Origin of the sequence: Acidiphilium sp. JA12-A1 (assembly GCF_000724705.2) — a bacterium.
In the GTDB taxonomy this organism is placed as follows: Bacteria; Pseudomonadota; Alphaproteobacteria; order Acetobacterales; family Acetobacteraceae; genus Acidiphilium; species Acidiphilium multivorum.
In genome coordinates this window covers 1-14,962 of sequence record NZ_JFHO01000090.1, presented here as the reverse complement: position 1 = coordinate 14,962, position 14,962 = coordinate 1, and the positions used below count along the sequence as shown (strand labels likewise).

Below are 14,962 nucleotides of genomic sequence, written 5' to 3'. Positions count from 1 at the left end.
GCGAAGGCGCCGATCGCGGGATCGAGCCGGGCGATGCGGTCGAGGCAGATGGCGGCCAGGCGGGTCGCGGTGAGGTGCCCGGCGCGGACCCACGCCGCCTGAAGGCGGGCGGGGGCGAAGGCGATCGCCGCATCGTCGTCGCCGGGAAACAGGGCGTCGGCGGCGGGCAGGCGCAGCGGTGCCGCCGGCGGCGGCGTGAAGCCGGGGAGGCGCGGGTCGAACACGCAGGCGGGGGCCAGCTGCTCGTCGAGCGGGACGGCGCGGCGGGCGCGGGCCAGGTCGATCTGCGCCGCGAGGGCGCCGGCGAGCAGGTCGCGTTCCGGCCCGGTCTGGGCGATGCCGAGAACGCGCTCGGCGGCGGCGATGTCGGCGCTGGTCACGGCCTGTTTGTCCACCCAAACCTCCTGTCAGTCTGTTTGGCCGATCCGGCGGGCATTGCCAAGAGCGGCCGAGGCGCCATTTGCGGGGCATGGATGCCGAACCGATTCCCACCCGCGACGCCGGGCTCGACCGCCTTGCCGCCTTTCTGCCGCGCGCTGGGGCGGCTTATGCGGCGGGGCGGAATACCGATCCCGGACCGGAGCGGAAAGGGGCGGTCTCGCGCCTGTCGCCCTGGCTGCGGCACCGGCTGCTGACCGAGGCGGAGGTGGCGCGGGCGGCGTTCGCGGCGCATGGCGAGGCGGCCGCGAAATTCATCGAGGAGGTCGGCTGGCGGACCTACTGGAAGGGCTGGCTGGAGCAGCGGCCCGGCGTGTACGATCTCTATCGCGCCGGGCTGCGGCGGGCGGAGAACCGGCTCGCGACCGAGGAGGGGCTGCGGCGCGCGTTTCACGATGCCTGCGCCGGGCGGACCGGGATCGACTGTTTCGATTCCTGGGCGCGGGAGATCGTCGCGCGGAACTACCTGCACAACCATGCGCGGATGTGGTTCGCCTCGATCTGGATCTTCACGCTGCGGCTGCCCTGGGAACTCGGGGCGGATTTCTTTCTCCGCCACCTGCTGGATGGCGACATCGCCTCCAACACGCTGTCGTGGCGGTGGGTGGCGGGGCTGCACACGCCGGGCAAGCACTATCTCGCGCGGGCGGAGAACATCGCGCGCTTCACCGGCGGGCGGTTCGATCCGCGCGGGCTGCTCGACGAGGCGGCGGAACCGCTCACCGAGGCGGTGCGGCCGGGGCCGGCGCTTCCGCCGCAATTCGATCCGCCGCCTTCGGGCGAGGTCGTGCTGCTGCTGCATGAGGAGGATTGCGCGGTGGAGACGCTCGATCTTGCCGGCTGCACGGTGCGGGCGGTGGCGGCGGTGGCGATGCCGGAGGCGCGGGCGCGCGGCGGCGTGGCGCCGGCGGTGGCGGGCTTCGCCCATGGCGCGCTGGTGGATGCGATGGGACGGGCGGCGGCGCGGTTCGGCGTCCGGCCGGTGCTGCTGGAAGTGGACGATCTCGCCGGCTGGGCGGCGGCGCACCGGCTGAAGGTGGTGACCGCGCATCCGCCCATCGGGCCCGTCGCGCAGGCGCTGGCGGCGGCGGATGTGGGGGCGGTGCGCGTCGCCCGCGCCTGGGACCGCGCCTTGTGGCCGCATGCGGGGCGCGGGTTCTTCGGCTTCCGCCCCCCGGATCGGCGACGCGGTGGCCGCCGCGTCCGGGGGCTGAGCGCGGGTCAGATCACGCCGGAGCCGCCGTCGACCGCGAGGATCTGGCCGGTGATGTGGCCGGAGGCGGCGGAGCAGAAGAGCAGGGCGGCGCCCTTCAGGTCGGCGTCGTTGCCGAGCTTGTTCATCGGCGTCTTCGCCAGGATCTTTTCCTCGAACTGGCCGAGGATGCCGCGCGTCATCTTCGAGGGGAAGAAGCCGGGGGCGAGCGCGTTCACCGTGATGTTGTGCGGGCCCCATTCGGCGGCGAGCGCGCGGGTCATGTTCACCACCGCGCCCTTCGAGGTGTTGTAGGGGATGGTGCCGGTGATGTCCGGGTGATGGCCGCGAAGCCCGGCGATCGAGGCGATGTTGAGCACCTTGCCGGACTTGCGGGGGATCATCGAGCGCGCGGCGATCGCCTGGGTGAGGAAGAACAGGTTGTTGACGTTGAGGTTCATCACCCGCGCCCAGGCCTCGGGCGTGACGTCGACCGCCGGGGCACCCCAGGTGGCGCCGGCATTGTTCACCAGGATGTCGACCGGGCCTGAGGCCAGCACGGCGTCGGCCAGCGTCTTCGGGCCGTCGTCCCGGCCGAGGTCGCTGACATGGGCGGTGGCGGCGATGCCGAGGCCGGCGAGGTGCTTCACCGCCTCGTCCAGCTCGTCCTCCTTGCGCGCGGAGATCGCGATGGTGGCGCCGAACTCGCCGAGCGCCTCGGCGATCTGCAGGCCGAGGCCGCGCGAGCCGCCGGTGATCAGGGCGCGCTTGCCGGTCAGGTCGAACAGGGATTTCAACGCGGTCATTCGGGTTTCCTCATCGTTGCTGGCCCGTTCCGGGCGGGGTTGACGGGCGCGATACGCGCCTATCCTATGGTGCACAAGCCCCCGTGCCAACGGGGACGCGACCTGGAGGAGACGAGACATGACCGAGGTGACGGAACCGTTCCGCTACCGGCTGCTGATCGGGCAGCTGCTGAAGATGCCGATCGCGCAGGCGAGCCGGCGGGAGATCGTCTATCGCGGCGACACGCGGCTGACCTATCCGCAATTCGCCGCCCGCGTGCACCGCTTCGGCGGCGTGCTGCGCGACCTCGGCGCCGGGATGGGCACGCGCGTCGCCTTCATGGACTGGGACAGCCACCGCTACCTCGAGGCCTATTTCGCGGTGCCGATGGCGGGCGCCGTTCTGATGATGGTGAACATCCGCCTCAGCCCGGAGCAGATCGCCTACACGATCGATCATTCCGGCGCGGAAATCCTGTTCGTGCACGCGGATTTCCTGCCGGTGCTGGCGGCGATCCGCGAGCGGCTGCCGAAGCTGCGCCAGGTGGTGCTGATGCGCGACGACGATATCGCCGTGCCGGAGGGCTTCGCCGGCGACTACGAATCGATGCTGGCGGCGACGGCGCCGCTCGACGCGTTTCCGGAATTCGACGAGGACACGCTGGCGACGACCTTCTACACGACGGGGACGACCGGCCTGCCCAAGGGGGTGATGTTCACCCACCGGCAGCTCGTGCTGCACACGCTGATGGTGCTGACCGGAATCAACATGTCCGGGCTGAATGGCGGGCTGTCGCGCGAGGACGTCTACATGCCGCTGACGCCGATGTTCCACGTTCACGCGTGGGGCTTTCCCTATGCGGCGACGATGCTGGGGATGCAGCAGGTCTATGTCGGGCGGTTCCTGCCGGAGGTGGTGCTGCGGCTGCTGGTCGAGGAGCGGGTGACGGTGTCGCACTGCGTGCCGACGATCATGCACATGATCCTGAACGCGCCGGCGGCGAAGGCGATCGACCTGTCGCGCTGGCGGGTGGTGATCGGCGGCTCGGCGCTGCCGCGGCCGCTCTGCGAGCAGGCGCTGGCGCGGGGGATCGACATCTTCGCCGGCTACGGCATGTCGGAGACCTGCCCGGTGATGACGCTGGCGCAGCTGCGCGGCGACATTCTCGACGGGCTGCCCGATCGCGCCGAGGCGGAGATCGGCTACCGGATGGCGGCTGGCCTGCCGGGGCCGCTGGTCGAGGTCCGGATCGTGGACGAGGCGATGAACGATGTGCCGCATGACGGCAGGTCGGTCGGGGAGGTGGTGACGCGCACCCCGGCGCTGACGCCGGGCTATGCCGGCAACCCGGAGGCCTCGGCGGCGCTCTGGCGGGGCGGGTGGCTGCATACCGGGGATATCGGCACGATCGACGCCGACGGGTATCTGCGCATCGTCGACCGGGTGAAGGACGTGATCAAGACCGGCGGCGAGTGGATCTCCTCGATCGGGCTGGAGGAGATCCTGCTCACCCATCCGGCGGTGTCGGAGGCGGCGGTGGTGGGGGTCGCGGACGAGCGCTGGGGCGAGCGGCCGGTGGCCTTCGTCGTGCTGCGCGCGGGGATGGAGGCCGACGAGGCGGCGCTGCGCGGCCATGTGCAGGCGCGGGCGGATGCCGGCGCGATCTCGCGCTACGCGGTGCCGGACCGGGTGCATCTGGTCGAGACCCTTGACAAGACCTCGGTCGGCAAGCTGGACAAGAAGGCGATGCGCGCGCGCGCCACCGGAGGGGCGGCGTGAGTTCGCAGACTTCGCAATTCGCCGTCCCGGCTTCGATCCAACTTGCCGCAATTCGCTTGTGACTGCGAAGTCCAGCGGCTATTGCGGGGCCAAACCACCTTCAGCAACCACGAGCGCAACCGCCATGAAACTTCACGAAGTCCGTGTTCATCCATCCAAATCCCTGCTCAAGCGCGACGACCAGCTGGCGTGGAAGATCGCCGGCGTGGCGGCGGACAAGGTGGCCGTCGACAAGGACGTGACGGCGATGATCATCAACCGGATCATCGACAACGCGGCGGTGGCGGTGGCCTCGGTCAATCGCGGGCCGGTGGTCTCGGCCCGGGCGATGGCGCTCGGCCATGCGAAGCGCGGCGGGGCGACGGTGTTCGGCCTGCCGGCGCGCAAGACGGTGAGCCCGGAATGGGCGGCCTGGGCGAACGGCACGGCGGTGCGCGAGCTCGATTACCACGACACCTTCCTCGCCGCCGACTATTCGCACCCGGGCGACAACATTCCGCCGATCCTCGCGGTGGGCCAGGTAATGGAGCGCTCCGGGCGCGACCTGATCCGCGGCATCGCGACGGGGTATGAGATCCAGATCAACCTCGTGCGGGCGATCTGCCTGCACGAATGGAAGAAGGACCACATCGCGCATCTCGCCCCGGCGCAGGCGGCGGGCATCGGCGCGCTGCTCGGGCTGAAGCAGGAGACGATCTTCCAGGCGGTGCAGCAGGCGGTGCATGTCAGCTTCACCACGCGGCAGAGCCGCAAGGGCGAGATCAGCTCGTGGAAGGCGTTCGCGCCCGCCCATGCCGGCAAGCTCGCGATCGAGGCGGTGGACCGGGCGATGCGCGGCGAGGGCGCGCCGAGCCCGATCTATGAGGGCGAGGACAGCGTGATCGCCTGGATGCTGGGCGGCAAGGATGCCGTCTATCACGTGCCGCTGCCGGGCAAGGGCGAGGCCAAGCGCGCGATCATGGACAGCTACACCAAGGAGCACTCGGCCGAATACCAGAGCCAGGCGCTGATCGACCTCGCCTTCCGGATGCGCGAGCAGATCGAGAATTTCGACGCGATCGAGAAGATCACCATCCACACCTCGCACCACACCCATTACGTGATCGGAACGGGGGCGAACGACCCGCAGAAGATGGACCCGAAGGCGAGCCGCGAGACGCTCGACCATTCGATCATGTACATCTTCGCGGTCGCGCTGCAGGACGGCACCTGGCACCATGTCGACAGCTACGCGCCGAAGCGGGCGCGGCGGGCGGACACGGTGGCGCTGTGGCACAAGATCGAGACCGCCGAGGACCCGGAGTGGACGCGCCGCTACCACGCCACCGATCCGGCCGAGAAGGCGTTCGGCGGCCGCGTCGAGATCCGGTTCAAGGATGGCAGCACGCTGGTCGACGAGCTGGCGGTGGCGAACGCGCATTCGCTGGGCGCGCATCCGTTCGAGCGGGCCGATTACATCCGCAAGTTCGAGACGCTGACCGACGGCATCATCTCGCCGCGCGAGGCCGCCCGCTTCCTCGAGGCGGTGCAGGAACTGCCGCGCCTGCCGGCCGGCGAGCTCGACCGGCTGAACGTCGCCCTGCCCGCGGGCGCGCTGCTCGAGGGCAAGCCGGGCATCTTCTGAGACGCAAGGAGCAGACAGCATGAGCGAGACCACGACGGCGCCGAAGCCGAAGAAGTCGGTCGCCCTTTCGGGGGTTGCCGCGGGGAACACGGCGCTGTGCAGCGTCGGCCGCAGCGGCAACGACCTGCATTACCGCGGCTACGACATTCTCGACATCGCCGAGACGTGCAGCTTCGAGGAAATCGCGCATCTGCTGATCCACGGCACGCTGCCGAACGCGGCGGAGCTTTCGGCCTATCTCGCGAAGCTGCAGGCGCTGCGCGGGCTGCCGGATGCGGTGCGCAAGGTGCTGGAGGCGCTGCCGGCCGCCGCCCACCCGATGGACGTGATGCGCAGCGGCGTCTCCGCCCTGGGCTGCGTGCTGCCGGAGGCGCACGACCACAACCCGGCCGGCGCGCGCGACGTGGCGGACCGGCTGATCGCCTCGCTCGGCTCGATGCTGCTCTACTGGCATCACTACAGCGCCAACGGCCGGCGCATCGATGTCGAGACCGACGACGAGTCGATCGGCGCGCATTTCCTTCACCTGCTGCACGGGCGCCGGCCGGTGGATGCCTGGGTGCGGGCGATGCACACCTCGCTCATTCTGTACGCGGAACATGAATTCAACGCCTCGACCTTCGCTTCGCGCGTCGTCGCCGGCACGGGTTCGGACATCTACTCGGCGATCACCGCCGGCATCGGCGCGCTGCGCGGGCCGAAGCATGGCGGCGCCAACGAGTTCGCCTTCGAGGTGCAGAAGCGCTACGCCGACCCCGACGAGGCGGAGGCGGATATTCGCCGGCGGATCGAGGCGCGCGAGGTGATCATCGGTTTCGGCCATCCGGTCTATACCATCGCCGATCCGCGCAACGTGGTGATCAAGCGCGTCGCCCGCTCGCTCTCGGAGCAGGCGGGATCGATGAAGATGTTCAACATCGCCGAGCGGATCGAGAGCGTCATGCACGACGCGAAGCGGATGTTCCCGAATCTCGACTGGTTCTCGGCCGTGTCGTACCACATGATGGGCGTGCCGACCGCGATGTTCACGCCGCTCTTCGTGATCGCGCGGACCACCGGCTGGAGCGCGCATGTGATGGAGCAGCGCGCCGACAACAAGATCATCCGTCCCTCGGCCAGCTATGTGGGGCCGGAGGACCGCAAGTTCGTGCCGCTCGACAAGCGCGGCTGAGGAGGGTTCGATGAGCTATCTGCAAGCATCCGGCCTGCCGGATCGACCCGCCGGGCTGCGCTTTCGCGAACTGGTCGAGCGCGGGCCGATCGTGCAGATTCCGGGCGCGCATAACGGGCTCGCCGGGCGGCAGGCGATGCGGGCCGGGTTCGAGGCGTGCTACCTTTCCGGGGCGGCGATGACCGCCTCGATGGGGCTGCCGGATCTCGGCATCATCACCGTCGACGAGGTGTGCTTCTTCGTCCGCCAGGTGGCGCGGGCCTCGGGCCTGCCTGTGCTGGTCGATGGCGATACCGGCTATGGCGAGGCGCTCAACGTGATGCACATGGTGCGCAGCTTCGAGGATGCCGGGGCGGGTGCCGTGCATATCGAGGACCAGCTGCTGCCGAAGAAATGCGGCCATCTGAACGACAAGAAGCTCGCCGATGCGCGCGACATGGCGGCGAAGGTGGCGGCGGCGGCGCATGCGCGGCGGAACCTCTACATCATCGCGCGCACCGATGCCGCGGCGAGCGAGGGGATGGACGGCGCGGTGGCGCGGGCGAAGATGTATGTCGAGGCCGGGGCCGACGCGATTTTCCCCGAAGCGCTCTACAACGCCGAGATGTTCCGCGAATTCGCCCGCCGGATGCCGGGCGTGCCGCTGCTCGCCAACATGACCGAGTTCGGCCGCACGCCGTTCTTCACCGCCGCCGAGTTCCAGGAGATGGGCTACCGGATGGTGATCTGGCCGGTGACCTCGCTGCGGGTTTCGGCGAAGGCGGTGGAAAATCTCTACGCCGCGATCCGGCGCGATGGCGGTGCGCAGAACTGCGTCGAGGCGATGCAGACGCGCGCCGAGCTCTACGAGACCATCGACTATGCCGGGTTCGAGGCGCTGGATGCGACGATCGTCAAGACCGTCGTGCCGGCGCCGATCGGCTGACGGAGACGCCGCTTTCGGGAGGAAGAGATGAACGCCACGACGCCATCCGACGCAACGCCGCAATTCGCGCTCGACGAGGCGCAGCGCGCGATTGCCGAGATGGCGCGCGGCTTCGCCGACGAGCGGCTGGCGCCGCACGCGCTGGAGTGGGACGCGGCGCGGCACTTTCCTCTCGACGTGATCCGCGAGGGCGCAGCCCTCGGCATGGGCGGGATCTATGTGCGCGAGGAGAGCGGCGGGTCGGGGCTGACGCGGCTCGACGCGGCGCTGATCTTCGAGGCGCTGGCGACGGGCTGCCCAGCGGTTTCGGCCTACATGTCGATCCACAACATGGTGGCGTGGATGGTCGACCGGTTCGGTGACGACGCGCAGCGCCGCGACGTGTTGCCGGCGCTGGTAAGCATGGAGCATCTCGCCAGCTACTGCCTGACCGAGCCGGGGGCGGGATCGGACGCGGCGGCGCTGAAGACGAAGGCCGTGCGCGATGGCGACGATTACGTGCTCGACGGCGTCAAGCAGTTCATCTCGGGCGCGGGGGCGACCGACCTTTATCTGGTGATGGCGCGCAGCGGCGGCGCCGGGCCGCGCGGAATTTCCTCGTTCCTGGTGCCGAAGGATGCGAAGGGGCTTGGCTTCGGCGCCAACGAGCGGAAGATGGGCTGGAACGCGCAGCCGACGCGCCAGGTGGTGTTCGAATCCTGCCGCATTCCCGCACGGTTCCGGCTCGGCGCGGAAGGCGAGGGGTTCCGCATCGCGATGAGCGGGCTCGATGGCGGGCGGGTGAATATCGGCGCCTGTTCGCTCGGCGGCGCGCAGGCGGCGCTAGAGAAGGCGCAGCGCTACATGGGCGAGCGCGAGGCGTTCGGCCGGCGGCTGGAGGATTTCCAGGCGTTGCAGTTCCGGCTTGCCGACATGGCGACCGAGCTGGAGGCGGCGCGGCTCTTCCTGTGGTCCGCCGCGGCTTCACTCGACCGCGGCGAGGCGGACGCGACCCGGCGCTGCGCGATGGCGAAGCGGATCGCCACCGATACGGGTTTCGAAGTCGCCAACAATGCGCTGCAACTGTTCGGCGGCTACGGCTATCTCGCCGAATACGGCATCGAGAAGATCGTGCGCGATCTGCGGGTGCACCAGATTCTGGAAGGGACGAACGAAATCATGAGACTGATCGTCGCGCGCGGCCTCATCGGGCGGAACGCATGAGCGGGGAGACGACCGCGGATGTCGAGATCCGGATCGAGGGCAGGGTCGGCCGGATCAGCCTGAACCGGCCGCGGGCGCTGAACGCGCTGACGCACGACATGGAAGTGGCGATCGACGCGGCGCTGCTGCGCTGGGCGGACGATCCTTCCGTCGCCTTCGTGATGGTGGACGGGCGCGGCGAGCGCGGGCTGTGCGCGGGCGGCGATATTCGCGCGCTGTACGACGCGGCGAAGAGCGGCGGCGAACGCCTCGCCTTTCCGTTCTTTGGCGACGAATACAGGATGAACGCGCATATCGCGAATTATCCGAAGCCCTTCGTCGCGCTGATGGACGGGATCGTGATGGGCGGCGGCGTCGGCATTTCGGCGCACGGGTCGCACCGCATCGTCACCGAGCGGACGATGCTGGCGATGCCGGAGGTCGGCATCGGCTTCGTGCCGGATGTCGGCGGCACTTTCCTGCTCGGGCGGATGCCGGGCGAGACCGGCATTCACGCGGCACTCACCGCGCACCGGATGACCGGCGCCGATGCGGTGTCCTGCGGCATCGCCGATCATTACGTGGAAAGCCGGCATCTGCCGGCGCTGACGGCGGCGCTGGCGGCGCTGGTGGATGGCGCTGATGTCGATGACTGCATCGCCGCCTTCGCGACGCCGGCGCCGGACTCGCCGCTGCTCGCCGAGCGCGCCTGGATCGACGATTGCTACAAGGCGCCGACGGCGGAGGCGATCGTCGCGGCGCTGGAGGCGCATGCCGAACCGGCGGCGCGCGAGGCGGCGGCGACGATCAGGCGGATGTCGCCGACCTCGGTGAAGCTCAGCCTGCGCCTCGTGCGCGCGGCGCGGGGCGATGCGAAGGTGGAAACCGCGATCGACCGCGAGTTCCGCGTCGCGGTGCGCTGTGTCGCCGCGCATGATTTCGTCGAGGGCGTGCGGGCGCAGCTCGTCGACAAGGACCGCAATCCGCGCTGGCAGCCGGCGACGCTCGATGGCGTGGAGGATGAAACGCTCGATGCCTATTTCGCGCCGCTCGGCGCCGATGAGCTGGGGCTCGACGCACTAACAACCTGACAGGAGGACACGCATGGCACGGATCGGATTCATCGGCCTGGGCAATATGGGCGGCCCGATGGCCGCCAATCTGGTCCGCGCGGGCCATGCGGTGCTCGGCTTCGACACCGTGCCGGCGGCGCGCGAGGCGGCGGCGGCGGCGGGTGTGACGATCGTGGAGCTTGCCGCCGAGGCGGCGCGCGACGCGGATGCAGTGATCACCATGTTGCCCTCCGGCCCGATCGTGCGCGCGGTCTATGAGGCGGCGGACGGTATCCTGCCGGCGGCGCGGGCCGGCACGCTGTTCATCGACTGCTCGACCATCGATGTCGACTCCGCCCGCGCCGCGCATGCGATGGCGGCGGGACGGGGGATGCTTGCGCTCGATGCGCCGGTCTCCGGCGGGGTGGGCGGTGCCAGCGCCGGGACGCTGACCTTCATGGTCGGCGGCAGCGCCGAGGCGTTCGAGCGCGGCGAGCCGCTGCTGGCGGCGATGGGCCGGCGCATCGTGCATTGCGGTGGCGCCGGGGCCGGGCAGGCGGCGAAGATCTGCAACAACATGATCCTCGGCATCTCGATGATCGCGGTGAGCGAGGCCTTCGCGCTGGCCGACCGGCTGGGGCTCGACCGGCAGAAACTGTTCGACGTGGCCTCCACCGCCTCGGGCCAGTGCTGGTCGCTGACCTCGTATTGCCCGGTGCCGGGACCGGTGCCGGCGAGCCCGGCCAATCACGAATACCGGCCTGGCTTCGCCGCCGCGCTGATGCTGAAGGATCTCGGTCTCGCGATGGAGGCGGCGGCGGCGACCGGCACCGAGACCGCGCTCGGCCGCCATGCGCGCGACATCTACGCCGCCTTCGCCGAATCAGGGCATGGCGGCGAGGATTTTTCCGCGATCTTCCGGGCGATCTCGGCGGCGTCGAAGCCCGCCTGAACGGCGCGGGAGGCGCGGAACCAGAAAAAAAGGAAACGTCCATGACCGACTTCATCGCCGCGCGGCAGTTCCTTCTCGACCACCGGACCGATCTTGCCGCCGCCTCCGCCGGATTCCGCTGGCCGGAGGCGCGGGATTTCAACTGGGCGCTCGACTGGTTCGATGCGCATCTCGCCCGCGATGCCGGCAGCGCGCGGCGCCCGGCGCTGTGGATCGCCGATCCGGCGGGCGGGGAGGATGTGCGGCTGAGCTTCGCCGAATTGTCGGCCCGCTCGAACCGGACGGCGAATTTCCTGCGCGCCCGGGGCGTGCGGCGGGGCGACCGGCTGATCCTGCTGCTCGGCAATATCGTGCCGTTGTGGGAGGTGATGCTGGCGGCGATCAAGCTCGGCGCGGTGGTGATTCCGGCAACGACGCTGCTGACGCCCGAGGAGTTGCAGGACCGGGTGGAGCGCGGGGCGGCGCGTTTCGTGGTGACGACGGCGGACCAGGCGGCGAAGTTCGACGCTGTGGCCGGCACGTTCCAGCGGATCGCGATCGGCGGCGCGCCGGATGGGTGGACGCCCTACGCGCCCGAGGGCGAGAGCGCGGATTTCACGCCGGACGGGCCGACCCGGGCGGATGATCCGCTGCTGCTCTATTTCACCTCGGGCACCACGGCGAAGCCGAAACTCGTTCTGCATTCGCATTATTCCTATCCGGTCGGCAGTCTCTCGACGATGTACTGGATCGGGTTGCGGCCGGGGGATGTGCATCTGAACATTTCCTCGCCGGGCTGGGCGAAGCATGCCTGGAGCAGTTTCTTCGCGCCCTGGAACGCGGGGGCGACGGTGTTCATCGTCAACCAGCCGCGCTTCGAGGCGAAGGCGCTGCTCGATACGCTGGTCCGCTGCGGGGTGACGACGCTGTGCGCGCCGCCGACGGTCTGGCGGCTGCTGATCCAGAACGATCTCGCGCAATGGAAGGTGGCGCTGCGCGAGCTGGCCTGCGCCGGCGAGCCGCTGAACGCCGAGATCATCGACCGGGTGCGGGCGATGTGGGGGCTGACGATCCGCGACGGCTACGGCCAGACCGAGACGACCGCGCAGATCGGCAATTCGCCCGGCCAGGCGGTGAAGCCGGGGTCGATGGGCCGGCCGCTGCCGGGCTACCGCATCGCCATACTCGACCAGGCGAACGATTCGGTGACCGAGGGCGAGGTGGCGCTGCCGCTTGGCGCGGCGCGGCCGGCCGGGCTGATGCGCGGCTATGTCGACGCCGAGACCGGCGCGCTGCGCGGCACCGACGGCGCCTATTACCGGACCGGCGATGTCGCGCAGATCGACGCCGACGGCTATCTCACCTTCGTCGGCCGGGCGGATGACGTGTTCAAGTCGTCGGATTACCGGATCAGCCCGTTCGAGCTGGAGAGCGTGCTGATCGAGCACGGAAGCGTCGCCGAGGCGGCGGTGGTGCCGAAGCCGGACGAGATCCGCCTTTCGGTGCCGGTCGCCTATGTCGCGCTGGTGCCGGGGGTGGCGGCGGACCGGGCCACGGCGCTGTCGATCTTCCGGCATGCGCGGGCGCGGCTGGCGCCGTTCAAGCGCATCCGCGAGATCGTGTTCGTCACCGACCTGCCGAAGACGATTTCGGGGAAGATCCGGCGTGTGCAGTTGCGGCGCGGCGAGGCGGGCGGCGAGGCCGGGCTCGCGGGCGAGGTGGTGCGCTTCGCCGAGAGCGCGTTTCCGGAGCTGGCCTCGGGCGAGGGCGGCGGCCCGGCGTGATGGCGCGCCGGGCAATCTGACGGGGCGGAGCAAAAATGGACATTCGCGACAGGGTGTTTCTGGTCACCGGCGGCGGCTCCGGGCTTGGCGCCGCCGCGGCGCGGGCGCTGGTGGCGCAGGGCGGGCGCGTGGTGCTGGCGGATGTGGCCGAGGCGCCGGGCATGGCGCTCGCGGCCGAACTCGGCGCCGCCGCGCGATTCGTGCGGACCGATGTGACGGATGCCGGCCAGGCGGAGGCCGCGGTGGCGGCCGCGCGGGCGGCGTTCGGCGGGCTGCACGGGCTGGTGAACTGCGCCGGAATCGTGCTGGGCGAGAAGGTGCTGGGGCGCGAGGGACCGGCCTCGCTCGAGCGGTTCGCGCGGGTGATTTCGGTGAACCTCATCGGCACGTTCAACATGATCCGGCTCGCCGCCGCGGCGATGGCGGAGGGGGCGCCGGATGAGGGCGGCGAGCGCGGGGTGATCGTGAACACCGCCTCGATCGCGGCGTTCGACGGGCAGATCGGCCAGGCCGCCTATGCCGCCTCGAAGGCCGGGGTGGCCGGCATGACGCTGCCGCTGGCGCGGGAACTGGCGCGCAGCGGTATCCGGGTGATGACGATCGCGCCCGGCGTGTTCGAAACCCCGATGATGGCCGGCCTGCCGGACGAGGCGCAGCGCGCCCTCGGCGCCGCCGTGCCGTTTCCGCCGCGGCTCGGGCGGCCGGCGGAATACGCCGCGCTGGTGTGCCATATCATCGGCAACACCATGCTGAACGGCGAGACGATCCGGCTGGACGGCGCGCTGCGGATGGCGCCGCGCTGACCGGCTCCGGCCCTCTTGCATCGCGGGGCGGCGGCCTGTAATACCCGTCGCACCGCAACGGCGGGCGCGTAGCTCAGCGGGAGAGCACTGCCTTGACATGGCAGGGGTCACAGGTTCAATCCCTGTCGCGCCCACCACTCAAATCCCTGAAATCACACCGTTTTCTCGAAGACGGCCCGGTTGTACCTCCGGCTTTGAGGCTGTTCAGCGAGCACACAGCGAGCGACGCACGCCTTGTTTCCTGCGGTTCTCAGCCGATGGGAAGCGGAGCGAGCAGCGGCATCGAGGTGATGTCCGAGATGGTGGGATAGGTCTCGGGGACGGTCGTTCGAGGCGCCTCGGCTGGCACGACTCGGTCGCAGGTACCGGCGGTAGGAACCAGCCAGCGAGCAACCAGCGAGCAGGCGCAGCCTATAGATCACGCCGTCGTGAGGCTCGGTAGGGGCGGTTACGGACGGCAGAATGCGGCGGAACGGTCATCCCCACGGTCACCCAGACCGCCTGTCGGGCGCATCTTGACCGTCTCTGGACCGCTGCGGCGAGCGTCGACCGTGGCGTCGCGACTGCCGGCACTGGGTCGCGCGCGGCACGTGGGAGGAAGGTCATCCCCACGGTCATCCAGACCGTCGGCCGAGCGCAGGAGATGATCTCGGCGCCGCTGGCGCTCTGGATCATCAAGCCGGATGCTCGCCGCTGAACGGTCCCGCGAGCCGTCCTTCGGCCGTGTCCATCGGCACGCGATGCGCACGTCGATAATCGCGAGGATGTTCGGCGCATCGGATTCCGACATGGCGTCGCCCGAGAGGCCGGATCGATCCGAGAGATGCTCATCCACACCATCACCCAGATCGTCTTGCGGGAGCGCCTTGACCGTCTCGACACCGGTGCCGCGAGGAACCGGAGCGGCGGTGTCATGGCGCGCGAGAGCCGGCGGGAGGACGCGCGAGGTAGGGCGCGATGGTCACCCTCACGGTCGCAGGGACCGTCTTCCCGAGCGCCTGAGATCATCTCGGCGCCGCTGGCGCTCTGGATCATCGGCCCGGACGCCACGAGATGAACGGTTCCGAGACCGTCTCCATGAGCATGCGCCGATGACCACGCCGATATTCGGCGCACCGGATTCCGTCATGTGGTCTGGCATGAGGGTTGGCGCGATCCGCGCGAGATGATCACTCCCACGGTCACCGAGACCGTCTTCCTGAGCGCTTCCCGACGATCCCCGGATCGCGGCGCGTCACAGAGGATCGCCTGCGCGCTGTGACGGACGGTATCCGCGACCGGCTGCCGAAAGCATC

Annotated in this window: 10 protein-coding genes, 1 tRNA gene and 2 pseudogenes; 11 read left to right on the top strand and 2 right to left on the bottom strand. The window is 69.9% G+C overall.

Going from position 1 to position 14,962, the window contains the following annotated elements:
* Window positions 1-395 (bottom strand): annotated as a pseudogene (locus RT91_RS15585) (amidase); the annotation flags it as partial.
* Window positions 396-469: 74 nt separating this feature from the next.
* Between RT91_RS15585 and RT91_RS22630 the strand changes: the two are divergent.
* Window positions 470-1,072, top strand: a pseudogene (locus RT91_RS22630) (FAD-binding domain-containing protein); the annotation flags it as partial.
* A 587-nt stretch (window positions 1,073-1,659) separates the two neighbouring features.
* Here RT91_RS22630 and RT91_RS15575 read toward each other — a convergent pair.
* Entirely contained in the window at window positions 1,660-2,436 is a 777-nt protein-coding gene (locus RT91_RS15575; RefSeq protein WP_013639881.1) for an SDR family oxidoreductase, read from the bottom strand.
* A gap of 118 nt (window positions 2,437-2,554) precedes the next feature.
* On the opposite strand from RT91_RS15575, the gene RT91_RS15570 reads away from it, so the two are divergent.
* The 10 genes from RT91_RS15570 to RT91_RS15525 all read left to right on the top strand — a co-directional run bounded on the left by RT91_RS15570 (window position 2,555) and on the right by RT91_RS15525 (window position 13,804).
* Window positions 2,555-4,195 carry a fatty acid--CoA ligase gene (locus RT91_RS15570; RefSeq protein ID WP_035188266.1) on the top strand — a complete coding sequence of 547 codons (1,641 nt, stop codon included), beginning with the start codon at window positions 2,555-2,557 and terminating at the stop codon, window positions 4,193-4,195.
* Window positions 4,196-4,319: 124 nt separating this feature from the next.
* Window positions 4,320-5,819 (top strand): MmgE/PrpD family protein, encoded by a 1,500-nt coding sequence (locus RT91_RS15565; protein ID WP_007424084.1) that lies wholly within the window; start codon window positions 4,320-4,322, stop codon window positions 5,817-5,819.
* A 19-nt stretch (window positions 5,820-5,838) separates the two neighbouring features.
* Window positions 5,839-6,990: a 2-methylcitrate synthase gene (gene prpC / locus RT91_RS15560; RefSeq protein WP_007424085.1), complete on the top strand. Its 1,152-nt coding sequence runs from the start codon at window positions 5,839-5,841 to the stop codon at window positions 6,988-6,990.
* 10 nt (window positions 6,991-7,000) lie between these two features.
* A complete protein-coding gene (gene prpB, locus RT91_RS15555) occupies window positions 7,001-7,915 on the top strand; it encodes a methylisocitrate lyase (protein WP_007424086.1) in 915 nt (304 codons plus the stop codon).
* Between the two features lie 27 nt (window positions 7,916-7,942).
* Window positions 7,943-9,118, top strand: coding sequence for an acyl-CoA dehydrogenase family protein (locus tag RT91_RS15550; protein WP_007424087.1), 1,176 nt, complete (start codon window positions 7,943-7,945; stop codon window positions 9,116-9,118).
* Window positions 9,115-10,188, top strand: a complete 1,074-nt coding sequence (locus tag RT91_RS15545; RefSeq protein WP_035188263.1) for an enoyl-CoA hydratase/isomerase family protein — start codon at window positions 9,115-9,117, stop codon at window positions 10,186-10,188. The genes RT91_RS15550 and RT91_RS15545 overlap by 4 nt, the downstream gene beginning before the upstream one ends.
* Before the next feature lie 13 nt (window positions 10,189-10,201).
* Window positions 10,202-11,101 (top strand): 3-hydroxyisobutyrate dehydrogenase, encoded by a 900-nt coding sequence (gene mmsB / locus RT91_RS15540; protein ID WP_035188259.1) that lies wholly within the window; start codon window positions 10,202-10,204, stop codon window positions 11,099-11,101.
* Window positions 11,102-11,142: 41 nt separating this feature from the next.
* Entirely contained in the window at window positions 11,143-12,864 is a 1,722-nt protein-coding gene (locus RT91_RS15535) for an AMP-binding protein (RefSeq protein WP_035188256.1), read from the top strand.
* A 35-nt stretch (window positions 12,865-12,899) separates the two neighbouring features.
* Window positions 12,900-13,667 carry an SDR family NAD(P)-dependent oxidoreductase gene (locus RT91_RS15530; protein ID WP_035188253.1) on the top strand — a complete coding sequence of 256 codons (768 nt, stop codon included), beginning with the start codon at window positions 12,900-12,902 and terminating at the stop codon, window positions 13,665-13,667.
* A 62-nt stretch (window positions 13,668-13,729) separates the two neighbouring features.
* Window positions 13,730-13,804, top strand: a tRNA-Val gene (locus RT91_RS15525).
* The last annotated feature ends 1,158 nt before the right edge of the window (window positions 13,805-14,962 follow it).

Coding starts and splice junctions, on each gene's coding strand:
- RT91_RS15575 (WP_013639881.1), bottom strand. CDS start 2,436: ATGACCGCGTTGAAATCCCTGTTCGACCTGACCGGCAAGCGCGCCCTG.
- RT91_RS15570 (WP_035188266.1), top strand. CDS start 2,555: ATGACCGAGGTGACGGAACCGTTCCGCTACCGGCTGCTGATCGGGCAG.
- RT91_RS15565 (WP_007424084.1), top strand. CDS start 4,320: ATGAAACTTCACGAAGTCCGTGTTCATCCATCCAAATCCCTGCTCAAG.
- prpC (WP_007424085.1), top strand. CDS start 5,839: ATGAGCGAGACCACGACGGCGCCGAAGCCGAAGAAGTCGGTCGCCCTT.
- prpB (WP_007424086.1), top strand. CDS start 7,001: ATGAGCTATCTGCAAGCATCCGGCCTGCCGGATCGACCCGCCGGGCTG.
- RT91_RS15550 (WP_007424087.1), top strand. CDS start 7,943: ATGAACGCCACGACGCCATCCGACGCAACGCCGCAATTCGCGCTCGAC.
- RT91_RS15545 (WP_035188263.1), top strand. CDS start 9,115: ATGAGCGGGGAGACGACCGCGGATGTCGAGATCCGGATCGAGGGCAGG.
- mmsB (WP_035188259.1), top strand. CDS start 10,202: ATGGCACGGATCGGATTCATCGGCCTGGGCAATATGGGCGGCCCGATG.
- RT91_RS15535 (WP_035188256.1), top strand. CDS start 11,143: ATGACCGACTTCATCGCCGCGCGGCAGTTCCTTCTCGACCACCGGACC.
- RT91_RS15530 (WP_035188253.1), top strand. CDS start 12,900: ATGGACATTCGCGACAGGGTGTTTCTGGTCACCGGCGGCGGCTCCGGG.